Annotated in this window: 12 protein-coding genes; 5 read left to right on the forward strand and 7 right to left on the reverse strand. The window is 75.9% G+C overall.

Features of this window, described 5'->3' with window-relative positions:
* Positions 1-37 precede the first annotated feature (37 nt).
* Complete coding sequence (locus KSE_RS04950; RefSeq protein ID WP_014134174.1) at positions 38-763, forward strand: N-acetylmannosamine-6-phosphate 2-epimerase; 726 nt, start codon at positions 38-40, stop codon at positions 761-763.
* Positions 764-820: 57 nt separating this feature from the next.
* Here KSE_RS04950 and KSE_RS04955 read toward each other — a convergent pair whose 3' ends face one another.
* Positions 821-1,210, reverse strand: coding sequence for a hypothetical protein (locus tag KSE_RS04955; protein WP_014134175.1), 390 nt, complete (start codon positions 1,208-1,210; stop codon positions 821-823).
* A 342-nt stretch (positions 1,211-1,552) separates the two neighbouring features.
* Between KSE_RS04955 and KSE_RS38130 the strand changes: the two genes are divergently transcribed.
* Positions 1,553-3,364, forward strand: coding sequence for an exo-alpha-sialidase (locus KSE_RS38130; protein WP_014134176.1), 1,812 nt, complete (start codon positions 1,553-1,555; stop codon positions 3,362-3,364).
* Between the two features lie 7 nt (positions 3,365-3,371).
* Here KSE_RS38130 and KSE_RS04965 read toward each other — a convergent pair whose 3' ends face one another.
* Positions 3,372-4,145: a FadR/GntR family transcriptional regulator gene (locus KSE_RS04965; RefSeq protein ID WP_014134177.1), complete on the reverse strand. Its 774-nt coding sequence runs from the start codon at positions 4,143-4,145 to the stop codon at positions 3,372-3,374.
* 192 nt (positions 4,146-4,337) lie between these two features.
* Positions 4,338-5,879, reverse strand: coding sequence for a sialate:H+ symport family MFS transporter (locus KSE_RS04970; protein ID WP_014134178.1), 1,542 nt, complete (start codon positions 5,877-5,879; stop codon positions 4,338-4,340).
* A 308-nt stretch (positions 5,880-6,187) separates the two neighbouring features.
* Between KSE_RS04970 and KSE_RS04975 the strand changes: the two genes are divergently transcribed.
* Positions 6,188-6,748 (forward strand): DUF6939 family protein, encoded by a 561-nt coding sequence (locus KSE_RS04975; RefSeq protein ID WP_014134179.1) that lies wholly within the window; start codon positions 6,188-6,190, stop codon positions 6,746-6,748.
* Between the two features lie 79 nt (positions 6,749-6,827).
* On the opposite strand, the gene KSE_RS04980 is transcribed toward KSE_RS04975, so the two are convergent.
* Positions 6,828-7,667: a sigma-70 family RNA polymerase sigma factor gene (locus KSE_RS04980; protein ID WP_014134180.1), complete on the reverse strand. Its 840-nt coding sequence runs from the start codon at positions 7,665-7,667 to the stop codon at positions 6,828-6,830.
* A 268-nt stretch (positions 7,668-7,935) separates the two neighbouring features.
* Between KSE_RS04980 and KSE_RS04985 the strand changes: the two genes are divergently transcribed.
* Together KSE_RS04985 and KSE_RS04990 are read left to right on the forward strand one after the other, a co-directional pair.
* Positions 7,936-8,292 (forward strand): DoxX family protein, encoded by a 357-nt coding sequence (locus KSE_RS04985; protein ID WP_033257857.1) that lies wholly within the window; start codon positions 7,936-7,938, stop codon positions 8,290-8,292.
* 69 nt (positions 8,293-8,361) lie between these two features.
* Positions 8,362-8,739, forward strand: coding sequence for a bleomycin resistance protein (locus tag KSE_RS04990; protein WP_033257833.1), 378 nt, complete (start codon positions 8,362-8,364; stop codon positions 8,737-8,739).
* Between the two features lie 82 nt (positions 8,740-8,821).
* On the opposite strand, the gene KSE_RS04995 is transcribed toward KSE_RS04990, so the two are convergent.
* From KSE_RS04995 to KSE_RS05005, 3 genes are all read right to left on the reverse strand, one after another.
* A complete protein-coding gene (locus KSE_RS04995; RefSeq protein ID WP_014134183.1) occupies positions 8,822-9,841 on the reverse strand; it encodes an LLM class flavin-dependent oxidoreductase in 1,020 nt (339 codons plus the stop codon).
* 235 nt (positions 9,842-10,076) lie between these two features.
* A complete protein-coding gene (locus KSE_RS05000) occupies positions 10,077-11,096 on the reverse strand; it encodes a GNAT family N-acetyltransferase (RefSeq protein WP_014134184.1) in 1,020 nt (339 codons plus the stop codon).
* Between the two features lie 322 nt (positions 11,097-11,418).
* The gene (locus tag KSE_RS05005; RefSeq protein WP_014134185.1) at positions 11,419-12,855 is read right to left on the reverse strand and encodes a dihydrolipoyl dehydrogenase family protein; all 1,437 of its coding nucleotides are present in this window, start codon (positions 12,853-12,855) and stop codon (positions 11,419-11,421) included.
* Positions 12,856-13,009: the final 154 nt, after the last annotated feature.

Consider the following 13,009-nt stretch of genomic DNA (forward strand, 5'->3'; position numbering starts at 1 on the left):
CGCCGTCCTCCTCCCCCTCCCCCCACTCGGAGCACTCATGAACGATCCTCGACCCCCCGCCGTCCTGGAGCGCCTGCGCGGCCGGCTGGTCGTCTCCTGCCAGGCGTATCCGGGCGAGCCGCTGCGCGACCCGGACGCGATGCGCCGGATGGCGCTCGCGGCGCTGGAGGGCGGGGCGGCGGGCATCCGGGCCCAGGGGCTGGCGGACCTGCGGGCGATCCGGGCGGCGGCGGACGTCCCGCTGATCGGGCTGTGGAAGGACGGCGCGGCGGGGGTGGTGATCACGCCGACCGCCGCACACGTCCGGGAGGTGGCGGCGACGGGGGCGGAGATCGTGGCGCTGGACGCGACGGCCAGGCCCCGGCCGGACGGACGGCCGTACGCGGAGTCGTTCGCGGCCGCGCACGCGGCGGGCGCGCTGGTGATGGCGGACGTGGCGACCTTCGCGGAGGGCCTGCGGGCCGCCGAGGCGGGGGCGGACGTGGTGGGCACGACGCTGTCCGGCTACACCGACGACTCACCCCGACTGCCGGGCCCCGACCTGGAGTTGGTGGCCCGGCTGGCCGCCGCGCTGGACGTCCCGGTGGTCGCCGAGGGCCGGATCCACTCCCCCACCCAGGCCCGCGCCGCGCTGGAGGCCGGCGCGTTCGCGGTCGTGGTGGGCACCGCGATCACCCACCCGACCTCGCTGACCCGCTGGTTCGCGGCCGAGGTCGACGCCGCGCACCGGCCGCGCCCGGCCGACCTCCCCGCTTCGAGCTGACCCCGACGGACCGGCTCCACCGGCCCACTCCGCCCGCCCGCTCCGCCGCGCAGCCGGTCACGGCAGCTCCGCGGCCCGTTCGGCGATCTGCTTGAGCGTCGCCCCTTCGTACGTCCAGATGTTGCGCGCGTGGAAGCCCGGGCTCCGCCGGTCGACGGTGTGCTTCCGCTCGGGGCACGCCGCCAGGTACACCTGCCGGAACAGTTCGGTCGCGCTCCAGGACTCCGCGCCGAAGCGCTCGCCCGCGGCGGCGGAGTACAGCGTCCGGCCGGGCCGCCGGTCGCCGGTCCACACGGCGGCCTCGAACTCGGGGTGCCGCCGCAGCCACTCCCGGATCTCCCGCTTGTTCGCCTCGGGGATGATGTCGCACAGATCCGGGTTGACGGTGACCTCCGCGCCTTCCGGTATCAGGCCCCGGTCCTTGATGGTCCGCATGTCGTTCGCCACGCCCGCCCCTCCCCTTCTCCCCGCTTCCGGCAGCGACGCCGCCAGGCGGGCCCGAGGCCCGCGCCTCCGGTCCGGGCGATCCTACGGCCTGGGGCGGGCGACAGGCCGGCGTCCAGTGCCGCTCCCCGCCCGCCCAGCACAGGACATCAGATGTCCTACGTCATACCCCTTGACCGTCACCCACCGCTCTCCCTAGGGTCGTTGACGAGACATCAGATGTCCTTGCTCTGGCCTCTCACTCCCCGCCCGCCCGCCGACCGGCCACCCCCACCCGCGATCCCCCTTCGCGCTCCGGGCCGGTCGGCGTACGCGGCTCCCCCTCGGACGATTGCGAGCACCTCCGTGGCCCTCTCCCCTCCGCCCGCCCGCGCCCTCCTCGCGGTCGGCGCCCTCACCCTCGCCGCGCTCCCGCTGGGTGCCACCGGCGCGTCCGCCGCGACCCCGGTCGGCCAGTCGGCCGTGGTCAGCCAGGACTGCGCCTCCGGCGGCCGGATCCAGCAGACCGTGGTGAACAACACCGCCACCCCCACCACGTTCACCCTGACCTGGCCGGGCAACGGCAGCTGGACCGCGACCGTCGCGGCCTTCGACTCCGGCCACTTCTACTTCACCAAGCCGTCCGGCACGGCCTACACCTTCCGCACCACCACCCCGCAGGGCTACGACAGCACCGTCAGCGGCACCCTGGACTGCGCGAACGCGCTGGCCGCCAACGTCAGCCTGGAGTGCCCGCGCGACGCCGACGGCTCGCTGCCCGCCGGCCACCGGCTGCGGGTGACGCTGGACAACCGCACCGCCGCCGCCCAGACCTTCACCGTGGCCTGGCCCGGCCGGGCCTACTCGCCCTGGACGGTGACCGTCCCGGCGATGTCCGGCGACTCCTCGCTGTACTGGACGCTGCCGAACGGCACCCCGTACACCTTCAACCTCTCGGTGGCCGGGAGCAGTTGGACCGACACCGAGTCCGGCACCGCGAGCTGCGGCCTGGCCGCCGGCACGCCGGGCATGAACGCGCAGACCGTGCTGACCACCGCCACCCCGATCAGCGGCGTCAACACCCTGGCCGCCGACGGGGTCTCGTACACCACCACGACCGCCACCGCGAAGTCGGTGCGGATCCCGGCGCTGGCCCAGACCGCGTCCGGCACGGTGATCGCCACCGCCGACGCCCGGATCGACGGCGGCGCGGACCTCGGCGGCGGGACGAACAACATCCAGGTGGTGATGGTCCGTTCGACCGACGGCGGGGTGACGTTCTCCGCGCCGCGGATCATCGCGCACCCGCCGACCACCAAGGAGGGCTACGGCGACTCCAGCCTGCTGGTGGACCGCGCCACCGGGCGGGTGTTCTGCTTCTTCACCTACTCGCCCAAGGCCGGCGTCGGCTACTACGGCTCCACGGCCGGCGACACCTCGGCCACCGCCACCACCAACACCCACGTCAGGTACGTCACCTCGGACGACGACGGCGCCACCTGGAGCACCCCGGTCGACCTCAACCCGTCTGTCCGGGACGGCAGTTGGGCGGGCATGTTCGCCTCGTCCGGGCACGGGATCCAGCTCGCCTCGGGCCGCCTGGTGCAGCCGATGGTGTACCGCGACGCGGCGGGCGACCACGCGGCGAACCTCTACTCGGACGACCACGGCGCGAGTTGGCACGCGGGCGGCTCGGCGGCGACCGGCGTCAACGAGTCCAAGGCGATCCAGCGCGGCACCGGCAAGGTCGTCCAGAACATGCGCTCCAACGCGGGCGGCAACCGCTGGTACGCCACCGCCGCCGGCGGCTCCGACGTGGCCGGCGGATTCGGCACCGCCTGGAACTCCGGCCTGCTGGACCCGGGTTGCAACGGCGACGAGGTCTCCTACCTGCGCCCGACCGACACCGACGCCGCCGGGAACCCACTGCTCAGCTCCACCGCGGTCCTCTCCAACACCGCCACCGCGAACAACTCCACCCGCCAGGACCTGACCGTCCGGATCAGCCAGGACGACGGCGCCAGCTGGCCGCACCGCGCCCTGCTCAAGGCCGGCCCGAGCGGCTACTCCAGCGCGGCGGTGCTCGACGACGGGACGGTGGCCGACCTGTACGAGATCGGCGGCACCGGCGGCATCGTGTACACCAACTTCACCACCGCCTGGGTGACCGGATCCTGACGGCCCGTCAGTTCGCCTGCTGCTCCGCCGCCCTGGCGTTGCGCTCCCGGGCGGCGGCGATCCGGCGGCGGGCCGGACGGTAGTGCGCCTCGACCGCGCGGTCGAAGGCGGCGGGGTCGCCGGCCCGGACGGCGGCGACCACCGCGCGGTGGGCGTTGACGGTGTCCAGCTCGTCCTGCTTGGTGATCACGTGCAGGTGCGGGGCGACGACGCCGTAGACGTCCCAACAGGCCGAGGAGAACTGGCTGATGATCTCGTTCCTCAGCGGTTCGACCAGCAGCGCGTGGAACCGGCGGTCGACCGCGATGACGTCCCGGCCGGCCGCCAGCCCGGCCTCCATCTCGTCGACCAGCTCCTCCAGGGTGCTGATGTGGTCGGCGTGCAGGGTGGCCAGGATCCGCTGGGCCATGCCGCGCTCCAACACCTCCCGGACGTCGACGAGTTCCTCCAGCACCTTGAAGTCGTCGTCCGGGCTGAGCAGCCCGCGGAAGGTCAGCCCCTCGACCAGCGCGGACATGCTGAGCCGCCCCACGTAGGTGCCGTGGCCGTGCCTGACCTCGACGATGTCCAGCGCGTCCAGCGTCTTGACCGCCTCGCGCACGCTGGAGCGGCTGGCGCCGAGCGCCTCGCACAACTCGCCCTCGCTGGGCAGCAGGTCGCCGGGGCGCAGCCGGTTGTCGATGATGTAGCGCTTGATCCGCTCGGCCACCTCGTGCCGGCGCAGCGGACGGGTCGACCCGGCGCTCCGGCCCGGGCTCGTGGTTCGGCTGGTCTCGGCCACCGGTGCCGTCCCCCTTCTCCGCTGATCGCTCGCGTCTCCCGCCGCGTGGCGCCGGGCCACGGGGGCTGTCAGCCTACCAGCCCGGTTCGCGGACATCCGATGTCTGATCAGCCCCTGGTCGGCCCCTGGTCAGACCCTGACCCGCCCCCGACCCGCCCCCGGCCCGCCCCCGGCCCGCCACCGGCCCGCCCCTCAAGCCCGGCCTTGCCCGAGCGCCGCCGGCCGCTCCGGTCCGGGCTCGGCCGCAAGCTCCGGTCCGGGCGTCGCCGCCGGCTGCGGTCCGGGTGTCGTCGGCCGGTCGGCGAGGCGGTGCAGCCGGCCGGGGACGTCCAGGCCGATCAGCGTGATGACGACCAGGCTGAGGCCGAAGGTCAGCAGCGCCAGTGACTGTCCGAGCGGGCGGCCCTCGGCGAGGCGGGCGCCGAGCAGCGGGGCGACGGCGCCGCCGAGCGCGCCCACGTTGTAGACGAAGCCGAGGCCGGAGGCCCGGCGCTCCACCGGCAGGTGGCCGCCCAGGTAGCGGGGCAGCAGGCCGGAGATCCCGAAGCTGGTGGCCTGTAGCAGGAACAGCAGCACGCCGAGCAGCAGCAGGTCGTCGTGCACGGCGAACACCGGGAAGACGAACAGCAGCGACGCGGCGAGGGTGCACGCGTACGCCCTGGCCGGGCCGAAGCGGTCGCCGGTGAACCCGGCCAGCACGCAGCCGGCCGCCGTCCCGAACCCGGCCCAGAACAGCACGTCGCGGACCTGTTCGGCGCTGTGGTGCAGCTCGGTCTTGAGGTAGGTGGGCAGCAGGGCCTGGATCGGCCAGGTGTAGAGGAAGCCGGCGAAGACGGTCACCGTCAGCGCCAGGTAGAGCACCCGGTGGCCGGGGCCGCCGAGGCGGACGGCGAGCGTGCCGAGCGCGCCCGCGGCGAGCAGTGCGAGCGGCCAGGCGGCGTCCCCGGCGCGGCCGGTGAACAGCGCCAGCAGGGTGCCGAAGGCGGTCGCGGCCAGGGCGAGGTGCAGCGCGGCGCGGGCCGGCGAGAACGTCCCGTCGCCGGGGCGGGCGAACAGCGGGCGGAACGGGTTCGGCCGGGCCGCCGCCCCGGCGGCGGTCGCCTCCTCCCAGTCCTCCCACTCCGCGGCCTCCGGGAGCGCCCGGCGCATCCAGAGCGCGAACAGCGCGGGCAGCACGCCCAGGTAGAACATCCACCGCCAGCCGAGCGCGGGCACCACCTGGCTGTAGACCTGGGCGGCCAGCACCGTCCCGATCGAGTAGCCCGAGATCAGGAACCCGCTGGCCCGCCCGCGCATCCGCTCCGGCCAGCTCTCCATCACGTACGTCGCGCTGGCGCCGTACTCCCCGGCCATGCCCAGCCCGACCACCAGCCGGGCCGCGTACAGCCCCGCGTAGCCGCCGGCCAGCCCGCAGCCCAGCGTCCCGAGCGAGAAGAGCAGGATGCTCGCCGTCATCGCGGCCCGCCGCCCGTACCGGTCGCCCAGCGCGCCCAGCAGCATCCCGCCGAGCCAGCGGCTGACGAACGCCGCCGAGACCAGCGAGGCCGCCCGCACCGCGTCGAGCCCGAACTCGGCCTTCACCTCGGTCAGCACCAGGGTGATCAGCACGAAGTCGAACCCGTCCAGCACGTAGCCGGCCCAGGCGGCGCCGAACGCCTTCCACCCGCGCTGCCCGACCTGCCGGTACCAGCGGCTGGTCGGCGGGCGGTCGGCGCGGCGCGGGGGGCGGTTCATCGCGGCAGGATATCCGGACTGTTTGATTCCGCAAGGGCCCGGCCGACCGCGGGGCCCCGGGCGGCGGACGGACCGGCCCGGGGCCCCGGGGTCGGCCGAGGGCTCACGGGCCGCCCGAGACGGCCGGGGACGGTTCCGGCGCGGGCCGCGCCGCCCGGTCGCCGCGGAGCGGCAGGAGCGGCAGGAGCGGCAGGAGCGGCGCGGAACGCTCCCGGCTGTCAGCGCGGCGGGCTAGGCTCCGGCTCCGCTCCAGCCCGCCCGCAGAGCCCGCCGACCGCGGCTTCTGCCGACCCACCGGAGGTCCGCGCATGCCGATCCACGTTGCCGGCCGACGCCGCTCGGCGAAGAGCCTCGCCGCGGAGTTCCCCGGCGCCGTGATCGTCGACACGACGTCGAAGGCGCCCGACCCGTGGGTCCGGCTGAGCCCCTTCTACCCGCACGGCGGGATCCCCGTCCCGTTCTCGCCTGGTGTCACCGCCCAGTCGGTCGAGGGCATCTGGCAGGCCCTCAAGGTGTTCGAATCCGTCGACACCGACCCCGCCAAACTGGACGTCACGACCATGAAGGGCCTGAAGCGGACGGTCCGCCGCTTCGGCCCCGTCCGGGGCCACCGGGCCGGCCTGGACGGGACGGAGCTGCTCCCCTACCAGGAGGCCCGGCGGCGCATCTACCTGCCCGCCTACCGGTGGACGCTGGAGCACCGCGTCCCGGACCTGCTGGAGCGGCTCCGCGCCGAGGAGCACCTGGTGCTGCTCGACTACACGACCAACGGCGACGTGGCCGACACCGGCAGCCCGCTCTCCCACGCCGCCCTGATCCGGCGCCACCTGGAGGGCCGCTGGCCCGACGAGGGTCCTGCCGCCGGGTAGCGCGGCGGCCGCGCCGACGCCTCCGCGCCCGACCCGGCCCCGTGGCCGGGTGGCGCGGCGGCGTCGACGCGCGAAAGCGTCAGCGCGCGAAAGCGGCGAGCGGGAGGCGGGCGAGCGGCTCGATGGTGACGCGGGTGATCAGCCCGCGGGCGTCGAGCTCCAGGCGGACGAGGGCGTAGGGCCGGCCCGCCGGGGCGATGACGGCGGTGGGGGTCGGGGTGGCGAGGGCGGTCGCGAGGGCGATCCGGGCGGCGAAGCGGCGGGTCTCGGCGGCGATCGCCTCGGCGCCGCGGACCTCGGCGGGGGTGCCGGGCGGCAGGAGCCGGGGGTCGGCCCGGCGGACGGCGTCGGGCGCGAGCAGGGCGACCAGGCGGGCCAGGTCGCCTCCCCCGGCGGCGGCGAGGAACGCCTCGGTGACCGCCCGGGCCCCGCCGGCCGCCGGAACGGAACCGGGGTGGACGGCGCGGACGGCTGTCCGGGCGCGGCTGGCGAGCTTCTTGGCGGCGTCGGGGCGGACCGCCAGCACCTCCGCGACCTGCTCGAACGGCAACGCGAACAGGTCGTGCAGGACGTACGCCACCCGCTGGCGCGGGGAGAGCGCGTCGAGCAGCACCAGCAGCGCCCGGGACACCTGCTCGCGGCGCAGGAACTCCTCCTCTGCGGCCAGCTCCGCCGACTCGAAGTCGACTTCCAGCAGCGGCAGTTCGGGTCGCCGTCGCCAGGCCCGAAGCCGGTCGGCGCAGAGCCGCGCGGTGACGGTGGTGAACCAGCCGCCCGGGTTGTCGATCCCGTCGACGCCCTGCGTCCTGGTCCAGACGGTCTGCACGACGTCCTCGGCGTCCTGCCGGGAGCCCAGCATCCGGTGGGCCAGCGAGAGCAGGCGGGGGCGCTCGGCCTCGAAGTGTTCGATCAGGTCCATCGGCGGGGTCACCTTTCGGGGGTGCGTGTCGTCAGGAGGGGTGCGAGCGAAGGAACGACCCGACGACCCGACAGTCCGATGACCCCACGGACAGATGACCTCACGGACCGATGAACCCAAGAACCCATGAACCGATGACCGCGTCCGCGAGGAACGCGTGCAGGAGAGCGGAGAAGAGTGCGATGGACCCGATGACGGCCGCTGCGAACGGCCACCGTACGGCCCCGAGCCTACCCGGCGCCGACGACCCGGACGCGGGGTGGGCGCGGTGAGCGGCGGGTCGGCGGGCGCGCTGCTCGTGGCCACGGTGTGCTGCGTGCTGGCGAACGGCTTCGAGGTGGTGGCGAAGCTGCTCCGGGCGGAGTTCGTGGTGCGGAACTCCGCCGAGGTCGGCCTCGCCCCCCGCTGGCTGCCCTGGCTGGCCCTCCTGGAGGGCGCGGGGACGGTCGGCGTGGCGGCCGGGCTGTTCGGCCCGGCCCGGCTGGGCCTGGCGGCGGCCGTCGGGCTGCTGCTGTTCTTCGTCGGCGCGGTGGGCGCCCACGTGCGGGCCCGGGTGTTCCACAATCTGGCCTTCCCGCTGGCGTTCCTCCTCCTGGCGGCGGCCGCGGTCAGATACTTCTCCTGAACCCGCAGGAACGCCGCCCACGCCCGGCCCCGGCTCGGCCCCGCCCCGGCCGACCCCTTGGAGGAGCACGTGCCCGCCCAGCCCGCCCCCGCCGCGTTCGAGCGCGTCGCCCCGGTCGTCCCCGTCCGCGACCTGGCCACCGCGCTCGCCCGCTACCGCCGCCTCGGCTTCACCGCGCACCCGTACGAAGGCGACGCGGGCTACGGGTTCGCCGCCCGCGGCCCGGTCGAACTCCACCTGACCGAGTGGCCCGACCACGACCCGCTGCGCACCGCCACGGCCCTCTACCTGTACGTCGCGGACGCGGACGCCGTCCACGCCGAATGGACCGAGGCCGACCCCCCGGGCCGCCTCACCGCCCCCGCCGACACCCCGTACGGCCTGCGCGAGTTCGCCTACGTCGACCCGGACGGCACCCTGCACCGGGTGGGGTCACCCCTCCGCTGAGGGGCCCGGAGGGCTTCCCCGCAGGTGCGGGGGCGGAGGCTCGTCGGCCTGCGGTACCGGGCTTCCGGGCCCCTCGGGGCCGTCACTCCGCCGGGCGCCAGCCCAGGAGCGGGCCGAGGCGGGTCGCGAGGTCGGTGAGGATCTGGACGTAGTCCTCCGGGGCGAAGGTGAACGGGAGGGGGATGGCGACCTCGTCGACCTCGCGGAAGGCGGCGTGGGCGTAGAGCTGTTCGGCGAGCTGCTCGCTGGTGCCGACCAGGTCGGGGGCGAAGAGCATCCGGTTGGGGCCCTGGGGGGTGCGGGTGCGCTCGTAGCGGGAGGCGGCGTAGGCGTGGTACTTGGCGCGCTGCTCGGGGGTGGCGCTGTCAGTGGGGATGACGACCAGGCCGTGCGAGACGCGGGCCTTCTCGCCGTCGGGGTGGGCGGCGCGGAAGGTCCGGATCAGGGCGAGCTGGTTGGCGGCGAAGTCCGTGCCCTCCTCGGCCCGGACGACGCTGCTGGTGAGCAGGTTCAGGCCGTGCTCGCCGGCCCAGCGCATCGAGCGCAGGCTGCCGCCGCCGTACCAGACCCGGGCCGCCAGGCCGGGGACGTGCGGCTGGACGTGGTCGGAGTAGGCCTCGATGCCCTCGGTGCCCTGGAAGCTGCTGGCCGGGCGGCCGGCCAGCAGGTCGATCAGGCGCTGGACCCGGGTGTAGCCGAAGTCCTCCCGGTCGGCGGTGTCGGGGTAGAGCGCGTCCTTCACGTCCTCGAAGTGGACGGGCACGCCGACGCTGACGCCGGGGTTGAGCCGGCCGCCGGAGAGCACGTCGACGGTGGCCAGGTCCTCGGCGTAGCGGAGCGGGTTCTCCCAGCCGAGCGGGGTGACGGCGGTGCCGAGGGCGATCCGGCGGGTGCGCTGGGTGGCGGCCGCGAGGACGGTCAGCGGGGAGGAGATCCCGTACTGGAGGTGGCGGTGGCGGAGCCAGGCGCTGTCGAAGCCGAGCTGTTCGCCGAGCTCGATCAGCCGCAGGGTGGCCTCGTGGCCGCCGGCCGGGTCGTGCTCGTCGAACAGGCCGATGGTCAGGAATCCCAGCGAGCGCAGCGGGCGGTCGGGGGTGGGCACCGGGGTCCTCCTCGGGTCGTTCGGTCTCCGGTCAGCGGGTCTCCGGGGTTCCGCCACGGTCACACATCCGGGTGGTGGTGATCAACGGTCGGTCGGGATTGTGACGTGGCGCCATGCTCCCGCAACAGTGCCCCCTCCCCCGGCCCCGCACAGCCCGGCCGCCAGGCCCGCCGGGCTGCCGAGTCCGCCGGGCTTCCGGGCTGCCGGGCTGCCGGGCTGCCGGCCTGGCGGGCCGTCAGCTCACGGGTGGCTCGGCGGTGAGGACCAGGCGGCGGCTGGTGGTGCGGTAGCCGACGCGTTCGAAGGCGGCGGCCATCGGGGCGTTGGCCAGGTCGGTGTCGGCGCGGACCTGTGGGGCGGCGGCCTCGGCGGCCAGGATCCGGGTGGTCTCGGCGAGGATCTCCTCGGCGTGGCCGCGGCCCCGGTGTTCGGGCAGGACGCCGAGGTAGCCGACCACGGGCGAGGCCGGGTTGCGGGAGGGGACGGCGAAGCCGACCGGCTCGCCGTCGGGGGTGTGGGCGGTGCGCCACCAGGCGCGTTCGCCGGACATGCCGTCCCGGTAGAAGGCGACGTCGGCCCGGGCCTGGGCCTCGGCGCCGTGCTCGGCGGCGGCGGTGCGGGAGGTGGCGTCGAGGGTGCCGGCCAGGACGCGGCGGAACAGGTCGACGAAGACCTCGTCGTCCGGTTCGGGGCGGAACTCCAGCCGGCCGGTCGGGGCCGGGAGGCCCGCGCTCGGCGTCCATTCGTAGCGCAGCCGCTCCAGGGTGCCGGGGAGGCCGGCCCGGCGGGCGGCCTCCCGGCGCCAGGCGACGGCGGCCCGGGTGTCGGGGAGGTCGTGCCAGTCGCTGGGGAGGAAGAGGTGGTAGGCGGGGGCGTGCCCGTACGCGGCGTGCGCGGCGGCGAGCAACTCGGCGGCCAGCGCGGTGCGTTCGTCGTCGAGCCGTCCGCCCTCGCCGTCCTGGCCGCCCTCGCCGCGCTCGGCGGCCGAAGGGCCTGCGCCCGTACGGTCGGTGCCGGGGACCAACAGGGCGTCGAGCGCGGCCGGTTCGGCGTCCGTCGGGCCGCCCCACCAGACGGCGAGGGCGCGCGGCGCGGCGCCTGGGGCGTCCTGGGCGATCCACGTCCGTTCCGGCCGGTACTCGCCGGTGGCGAGCCGGGCGGTGTAGGTCTCGGGCGTCAGGGTGCTGGCGGGGTCGGTGACGAGCAGCGGGAGGAGGCCGTCGAGGTCGGCCTCGACGGTGGGGCGGAAGATCACGGCGTCTCCGGGAGTGGTGCGGGCGGGTACCGGAGGCGCGGCCCGATCGCCCCTACCGCATGGTCAGCGGGGTCGCGGGGGAGGTCGGGCGCGCCGATGGCGGGGTTGGCATCACGACCTCCTCTCCTGCGTGGAACGACAGCGGCACCGGACGGCACGGAACCGTCGGCGGCGCCGGTCCGCTGACCGGCGCCGCCAGGGTAGAACCCCGCCGAATCCCCCCGCAACGGATTTTCCGCCCCCGCATCCACCGCACCCACCGACCCCACCCGCCGGCCGACGCGGCCCCACCCACCGACCCCACCCGCCGGCCGACGCGGCGTCAGCCCCGGTACGCCTCCAGCAGCCGCAGCCACACCTCGCTGATCGTGGGGTAGGCGGGGACGGCGTGCCAGAGCCGGGCGAGCGGCACCTCCCCGGCGACGGCGACGGTCGCGGAGTGCAGCAGTTCGGCGACGCCGGGCCCGGCGAAGGTGACGCCGACCAGGACCTCCCGGTCGAGGTCGACGACGGCCCGGGCCCGGCCGCGGTAGCCGTCGGCGTACAGGGCGGCGCCGGAGACCGCGCCGAGGTCGTAGTCGACGGCGCGCACCCGCAGTCCGGCGTCCCGGGCCTCGCGCAGGGTGCGGCCGACGGCGGCGACCTCGGGGTCGGCGAAGACCACCTGCGGGACGGCGGCGTGGTCGGCGGTGGCGACCGAGCGGCCCCAGGGGGCGAGGTCGAGCGGGCGGCCGGCGGCGCGGTCGGCGATGGCGGTGCCGAAGATCCGGCCCTGGTACTTGCCCTGGTGGGTGAGGAGCGCGCGGTGGTTGACGTCGCCCGCGGCGTAGAGCCAGCCGGCCGGGACGGCGGTGGCGCGGCCGGTGTCGTCGGTGTCGATCCAGCCGCCGGGTTCGAGGCCGACGGTGTCGAGGCCGAGGTCGGCGGTGGCGGGGCGGCGGCCGGTGGCGAACAGGGCCTCGTCGGCGGGCAGCCGGGTGCCGTCGGCGAGGTCGAGCAGCAGGGTGCCGTCGGGTTCGCGGCGCAGCGCGGTGACGGAGGCGCCGAGGCGGACGTCGACGCCGGCGGCGCGCAGGCCGTCCGAGACGAGCTGCCCGGCGAACTCCTCGGTGCGGTCGAGCAGTCGGCCGCCGCGGACCAGCAGGGTGACCTCGCTGCCGAGGGCGCGCCAGGCGGTGGCCATCTCGACGGCGACGACGCCGCCGCCGACCACCGCGAGCCGGCCGGGGACGGCCCGCGCGGAGGTGGCCTCGCGGCTGGTCCAGACCCGGGCGCCGGCCAGGCCGGGCAGGTCGGGGAGGGCGGCGCGGGTGCCGGTGCAGACGGCGACGGCGTGCCGGGCGGTGAGGACGCGGCGTCCGCCGTCGGGGGTGTCGACGGCGACCCGGCGTTCGCCGTCCAGCCGGCCGTGGCCGCGGACCAGGTCGATGCCGGCCGAGGCGAGCCACTGGGCCTGCCCGTCGTCGTGCCAGTGCGAGGCGAACGCGTCGCGGCGCTCCAGCACGGCGGCGGCGTCCAGCCGCCCGCCGCCGACCGCCTCCCGGCTGCCGGCCACCCGGCGGGCGTCGGCGAGCGCGGCGGCCGGGCGGAGCAGCGCCTTGCTGGGCATGCAGGCCCAGTAGGAGCACTCGCCGCCGACGAGTTCGCTCTCGACCAGTGCCACGCTCAGCCCGCCGGCGTGCGCCCGGTCGGCGAGGTTCTCCCCGGTCGGGCCGCCGCCGATCACCACCAGGTCGTAGCTGTCGCGTTCGGTTCCCATCCGCGTCCACCGGCCCTCTCGCCTCGCCCCGCCGCCCCGTGACGGCCGGTCAGGGCCCCATCGTGCCGCACGGACGGCACTCCGTTGGTCCGGCTCACGGCTGGCCTCCCGATCCGCCTGTGCACTGCCGGGCCGGGCGGTGCACAGGCGGTCC

The sequence above is a fragment of the Kitasatospora setae KM-6054 genome (genome assembly GCF_000269985.1).
Taxonomy (GTDB): domain Bacteria; phylum Actinomycetota; class Actinomycetes; order Streptomycetales; family Streptomycetaceae; genus Kitasatospora; species Kitasatospora setae.

Excerpts from the sequence above, each read along its gene's own strand:
- KSE_RS05005 (WP_014134185.1), bottom strand. The coding sequence starts at position 12,855 with ATGGGAACCGAACGCGACAGCTACGACCTGGTGGTGATCGGCGGCGGC.
- KSE_RS04980 (WP_014134180.1), bottom strand. The coding sequence starts at position 7,667 with ATGGACCTGATCGAACACTTCGAGGCCGAGCGCCCCCGCCTGCTCTCG.
- KSE_RS04970 (WP_014134178.1), bottom strand. The coding sequence starts at position 5,879 with ATGAACCGCCCCCCGCGCCGCGCCGACCGCCCGCCGACCAGCCGCTGG.
- KSE_RS04950 (WP_014134174.1), top strand. The coding sequence starts at position 38 with ATGAACGATCCTCGACCCCCCGCCGTCCTGGAGCGCCTGCGCGGCCGG.
- KSE_RS04975 (WP_014134179.1), top strand. The coding sequence starts at position 6,188 with ATGCCGATCCACGTTGCCGGCCGACGCCGCTCGGCGAAGAGCCTCGCC.